8 protein-coding genes are annotated in these 5,492 nt (G+C 64.7%); 5 read left to right on the top strand and 3 right to left on the bottom strand.

Annotated features, from left to right (window positions below):
• On the bottom strand, positions 1–617 hold a 617-nt coding region (locus VFH65_RS18545), incomplete at its 3' end, for an HAD-IIA family hydrolase (protein ID WP_353323418.1).
• 55 nt (positions 618–672) lie between these two features.
• Here VFH65_RS18545 and VFH65_RS18540 point away from each other — a divergent pair.
• Positions 673–1,182, top strand: a complete 510-nt coding sequence (locus VFH65_RS18540; RefSeq protein ID WP_353323417.1) for a GNAT family N-acetyltransferase — start codon at positions 673–675, stop codon at positions 1,180–1,182.
• Here VFH65_RS18540 and VFH65_RS18535 read toward each other — a convergent pair.
• Positions 1,111–1,584, bottom strand: a complete 474-nt coding sequence (locus VFH65_RS18535) for an AAA family ATPase (RefSeq protein WP_353323416.1) — start codon at positions 1,582–1,584, stop codon at positions 1,111–1,113. The genes VFH65_RS18540 and VFH65_RS18535 overlap by 72 nt on opposite strands.
• 180 nt (positions 1,585–1,764) lie before the next feature.
• On the opposite strand from VFH65_RS18535, the gene VFH65_RS18530 reads away from it, so the two are divergent.
• From VFH65_RS18530 to VFH65_RS18515, 4 genes are read left to right on the top strand one after another with little or no spacing between them, the layout of a single operon-like run.
• Positions 1,765–2,661, top strand: coding sequence for a hypothetical protein (locus tag VFH65_RS18530; protein WP_353323414.1), 897 nt, complete (start codon positions 1,765–1,767; stop codon positions 2,659–2,661).
• Positions 2,662–2,681: 20 nt separating this feature from the next.
• A complete protein-coding gene (locus VFH65_RS18525; protein ID WP_353323413.1) occupies positions 2,682–3,176 on the top strand; it encodes a VOC family protein in 495 nt (164 codons plus the stop codon).
• Entirely contained in the window at positions 3,173–3,958 is a 786-nt protein-coding gene (locus tag VFH65_RS18520; protein WP_353323411.1) for an SDR family NAD(P)-dependent oxidoreductase, read from the top strand. The genes VFH65_RS18525 and VFH65_RS18520 overlap by 4 nt, the downstream gene beginning before the upstream one ends.
• A gap of 39 nt (positions 3,959–3,997) precedes the next feature.
• On the top strand, positions 3,998–4,684 hold the full coding sequence (locus tag VFH65_RS18515) for a dienelactone hydrolase family protein (RefSeq protein WP_414688447.1): 687 nt from the start codon (positions 3,998–4,000) through the stop codon (positions 4,682–4,684).
• Here the strand turns inward: VFH65_RS18515 and VFH65_RS18510 are convergent.
• Positions 4,685–5,492: APC family permease (locus VFH65_RS18510; protein ID WP_353323408.1), on the bottom strand; the 808-nt coding region annotated here is incomplete at its 5' end.

The raw sequence follows: 5,492 nt of genomic DNA, 5'->3' as shown, positions 1-5,492 counted from the left end.
CCCACCATCACGGTGTTCTCGGAATGCGCTTCGATTCTGTTCAGGGCGCTGCGGAACATCATCGGGTTCGGCTTGCCGACGAAGTAGGGTTCGCGGCCGGTGGCCTTGGTGATCATGGCCGCGACCGACCCGGTGGCCGGCAGTGGGCCCTCCGCCGACGGTCCGGTGACGTCCGGGTTGGTGGCGATGAAGCGGGCGCCGCCCAGAATCAGCCGGACCGCCTTTGTGATCGCGGTGAAGGAATAGGTCCTGGTTTCGCCGAGGACGACGAAGTCGGGTTCGGTGTCGGTGAGCGTGTATCCGACTTCGTGCAATGCGGTGGTCAGGCCGGCCTCGCCGATCACGTAGGCCGAACCGCCGGGCAGCTGGTCGCTCAGGAACGTGGCGGTGGCCAGCGCGGACGTCCAGATCGAGGACTCCGGCACGGATAGACCGGATCGCAACAGCCGGGCCGACAGGTCGCGTGGCGTGAAGATCGAGTTGTTCGTCAGCACCAGGAACGGCCGCTTCTCTTCGACCAATCGCGCGAGGAACTCCGCGGCGCCCGGCAGGGCATGTTCTTCGCGGACGAGGACACCATCCATATCGGTGAGCCAGCACTGCGGTGTGGAGCGCACGGGACCAGTCTGTCAGGCGGCGCAACTTTGGTTGCCCGATGCATAGGCTGACCCCATGGACGGCGTGTCGATGCGGCGTGCCGCGGCTGCTGACCTGGCTGCTATTCAGCGACTGATCGCCGATGCGTACGCGAAGTACATCGTTCGGATCGGCAGGCCGCCTGCTCCCATGACGGCCGACTCTGCCGCTGCTCTGCAGAATTCACGGGTCTGGGTGCTCCAGGAGCGTGACGCGCTCGTCGGAGCGATGGTGACCGAGGACCGCAGTGACCACGTTCTGCTGGAAACTGTCGCCGTTGACACCCGTTCGCAGGGACGTGGTTATGGACGATTGCTGCTCGAAAGGGCCGAACGGGACGCGGTCGAGCTGGGATACGGCGAAGTCCGCTTGTACACCAACGAGGCGATGACGGAGAACCTGCGCTTCTACCCGCGGCATGGGTACCGCGAGACGGGCCGCGCAGTCGAGGACGGTTTCCGCCGCGTCTTCTTCTCAAAGGCAGTTCATGTGAGCGAGAACGGCGTCGGCGACCGCAGCGACGGGCACCGTGGTGACGACCTCTAGGGTGGCAGACTCCCGCAACAGCGGTTCGACCGTCTCCAGGTACTCCAGCGTCTCGGCTACCTCGGCCGGGTCCTTCCCGTACACGTTGGTGCTCCGCGTGGTGAGCCGTTCGACGAGAACGTCTGCCGGAGCGCTGAGCAAGACGATGTGGTCGAACCGCGGATAGAACTGGACCTGATTGCGCGTCGTGCCTTGCACAAACAACGGTCCGGCGTCGGTGTCGTCGGCCAGCAGGGCATCGATCCGGTCGACGCGCCACAGCCACTCACCATCGATGATCTCGTGGTAGTCGCCGTAGTCGCCGTAGTCGGTGTCGACGGTGCGATAGCCGCGCCTGGCCAGCTCCTGCAGCAACGACGACTTGCCCACACCCGACATTCCGGTGATCAGCACGCGCGTCATATCGGGTCAGGGTAACTAACCGTCTCGGCGGGAGTGCGAATCAAATATTCGAGTACCCAACACCATTCGAAGTGCCTGGGTAGCCGAAGCGCGGCATTGCCCGAAGTTCGGGTAAACCCCCGTGCCATGCCGGGGTTAGCCCCGTGTCGCGGTTTGGCCGACGCGCTTACCGTCGTTGACGTGCCGGAACCGGCCGTATACGCATCACCGCGCGGCGTCCGACGCCTGCTGGTGGCTCTGTGCCTGATCGCGTTGGTCACCGGCCAGCTGCCGCCGCTCGTGCCGCCGACCTTGCCGGGCGCCCATCGTCCGGTGTGGATCGCGATCGCCATGGTGTGCGGTGGGCTTGCGCTGCTTGTGACCGTTCGGCCGATGACCCGCCGGTGGATTCGGCTGACCGCCGGATGGTTGTTGGTGGTGCTGACCGTGATTCAGGGTTTCGTCGTCGGCGACTTGATCGCGATGTTCGCGACCTGGCTCGCGGTACCCGTGCTGGCGCTGGCCGCCGGTCAATTGCGGCCGAAGCCGCGCAAGGCGCTGGTAGCCGCACATGCGGTTTCCGCGGCCTGCTGGATCGGCGTCGCGTTGACGTTTGTCGCAATGGCGGTAGTCGCGATGTCCACCAACGATATTCACGCGACTATGGCGATATACGAGCTGATGGCTACCTTCGACATCACACTGCTGCCATGGACCAACTTCGCGACGTTCCTCACGGGCATCGCGCTGAGCATGACCACGAAGTGGGGGCTGATCCGCTACTACTGGGTGGCCGCCAAGATCGCCATCGCCGTCGGAATTCTGGTCGTGGCGTTCGGTTTTCTGCACGACAGCCTGGAGCGCGCCGGCGAAGAGGCCGCGACGCTGGCCGCGTCCGGAGGAACGGCCGCGCACATCAGCGGTGCAGCCGAGGTCGTGTTGTGGGGTTTCGGATGCGCGCTGCTGAGCCTGGTCGGAGCCCTGCTGCTGTCGCTTTACAAGCCGGGCGGCCGGACAACGCGGGGTCGACGCTTCACCGCTGTAGCTCACCGTCCGTCGGCTGTTCCGAAGGTGGCTTCCGCCAAAACCGGTGGCTAGCTGATGCATACTCATGCGGCATGAGCCCTGCCGAGCCGCTGGCCGATCTGCGTTTCTCGCATCTGGTCGTTGGCGTGACCGATATGGACCGCGCGCTCGCGTTCTACCAAGGGCTTCTCGGCATGGACGTGGTGTTCGACCAGCTGTTGGGCGGTCAGCCGTTCGACCATGCGCTCGGCGGCACGTCAAGCCATCAAGGACGCGCGGTCGGAGGTGTCGTCGGCGGCGTCATGCTTGAGTTGCTCTCGCTCGGCAGCAGCCCGACAGGGCGGCCCTCACGCTCCACCGTCGGCAACCAGAACATCTCGCTGTCGGTCACCGACCTCGACGACACCCACCGGCGCGTCACGGCAGCGGGATGCGAGCCCGAGCAAGCTCCCTTCGAAATTGAAAGCGTACGAATGTTTTTCGTCAAAGACCCGGACGGGACACGCGTCGAATTCATCGAGTTCCCCACACCAGCGCGCACGTCATACGAACTTCACCGCGGCGCGCCAAATGGCGATGCGGAATGACTCGTCCCGGCACGTACTGGCACAGCAAGTCACTGGCGACCACCCGAGCCGTCGTGACCGGCGCCTGCCGCGGCATCGGCAGGGGCGTCGCGCACGCTCTGCTCGAACGGGGTGCCGCCGTTCTGCTGGTGGATCGCAGTGAGACGGTTGCGGACACCGCCGCGAAGTTCGCCGAATCTGGATTCGACGCGCACCACCTCGTCGCCGATCTGCGTGACCGCACCAGTCCCACCCGGGTCATCAATGCCGCCGTCGAGCGGCTGGGTGGCATCACCGCATTGGTCAACAACGCGATGGCCACCAACGAACCCAAGCCGTTCATCGACATTGCGGAAGGCGACTTCGATCTCGCGTACGAGGTCGGCCCACGGGCGACCTTCTTCCTGATGCAGGCGGCATACCCGCACCTGCTGGCGGCCGGTGGCGGGGCCATCGTCAACTTCGGCTCCGGCAGCGGGACGGCCGGCGAACCCGGCTGGGGCGCCTACGCCGCCGCCAAGGAAGCCATTCGCGGCATGTCCAAGGTCGCCGCGCTCGAGTGGGGTAAGCACAACATCCGGGTCAACGTGGTATGTCCGTTCGCCAACTCGGACGGAGTGCAGTACTGGCAGAAGGCATTTCCCGACGACTACGAGCGAGCCATCGGCAATGTGCCGCTGATGAGAGTCGGTGACACGCACACCGATATCGGTGCCGTCGTCGCGTTTCTGCTCAGCGAGGACGCGTCGTATCTGACGAACCAGACCATTCATGTCGACGGGGGCACGGGAAGCTTCCGCTGACGCCGCGGACTGTCAACCGCTACATTTGTCCCGGTGCCGATGATCACGCTTAATACGCCTGACGGATCGATTGACGCACTGCTCAGTGTCCCCGAAGGTCAGGGACCGTGGCCCGGAGTGGTGGTCATTCACGACGCGGTCGGCCATGGGCCAGACAACGAGTCAACCTCGCGTCGAATCGCTGGGGCCGGGTACGTCGCCATCACACCGGACCTGTACTCGCGCGGCGGCAGGGCACGCTGCATGACACGGGTCTTTCGCGAGCTGCTTGCCGAGCGAGGCCGTGCCCTCGACGACATCTTTACCGCTCGCGATCACCTGCTCGCTATGCCGCAAACCACCGGATCGATCGGTATCGCCGGATTCTGCATGGGCGGTCGGTTTGCACTGGTCATGTCTCCCAAAGGGTTTGCTGCCTCGGCGCCCTTCTACGGGGTCCCGCTGCCTCGCAAACTGAGCGACACGCTGGACGGGGCATGCCCGATCGTCGCCAGCTTCGGCCGCCGCGATCCGCTGAACATCGGCGGGCCCGCTCGCCTGCGCAAGGTAGTGCAGGAAAGGGACATCACCGCCGACATCAAGGTCTATCCCGACGCTGGACACAGTTTCGCCAACCAACTTCCCGGCCAGCCGCTGCTTCGGATCACCGGCTTCGGGTACAACGAATCCGCGACTGAAGACGCCTGGTCGCGGGTCTTCACGTTCTTCGACGAACACCTCAGCTGATCAACCGGGCGACCCGCTCGACCTCGTCGGCTTACCGCTTGCTGCCGTGTTCAAATGCGAATGCTTGTAGCTGTAAAGCCCATAGATGGCCAATCCGATCACCAGCCAAATACCGAACCGCATCCACGTGGTCGTCGTCAGGTAGGTGGTCAGCCAGATCGACGACCCGACCCCGATGAGCGGGATGACCGGCATGCCGGGAGTGCGGAACCCACGCTCGATATCGGGCGACCGGTACCGCAACACGATGACCGCGGAACACACGACCGCAAAGGCGAGCAGGATCCCGATGTTGGTCAGCTCGGCGGCCTCGGCGATCGGCAGGAAGCCGGCGATCAGGCCCGAGCCGATGCCCACGATCCAGGTGACGCGCACGGGCACCCGGTGTTTGGGGCTGACGCCGGCGAACCACTTGGGCAGCAACCCGTCACGAGACATCGAGAACCAGACGCGGGTCACGGCGTACATGAACGTCCACATCACGGTGGCGATACCCAGGATGGCACCGACCGAGATCAGCGTCGCGATCCAGGGCAGCCCAACGCTTTCGAAGGCCTGCGCGAACGCCGATTCCGGATCCACCTCGGTGTACTTCACCATCCCGGTGAGCACGAGGCAGGCGAGCACGTAGAGGACCATCGAGATCGCCAGTGAGTAAATGATGGCCTTGGGCAACAGTTTTCGAGCACTTGTGGACTCCTCGGCGGCCGTGCTCATTGCGTCGTACCCGAACACCGCGAAGAAGACCACCGATGCGCCGGCGAACACCCCGGCCCAGCCGAACGGCAGGAACGGCGTGTAATTCTCG

Origin of the sequence: Mycobacterium sp., from assembly GCF_035697385.1 — a bacterium.
Classification (GTDB): domain Bacteria; phylum Actinomycetota; class Actinomycetes; order Mycobacteriales; family Mycobacteriaceae; genus Mycobacterium.
The sequence above is the reverse complement of the archived record's forward strand: the minus strand, read 5'-3'. Positions and strand labels throughout refer to the sequence as shown.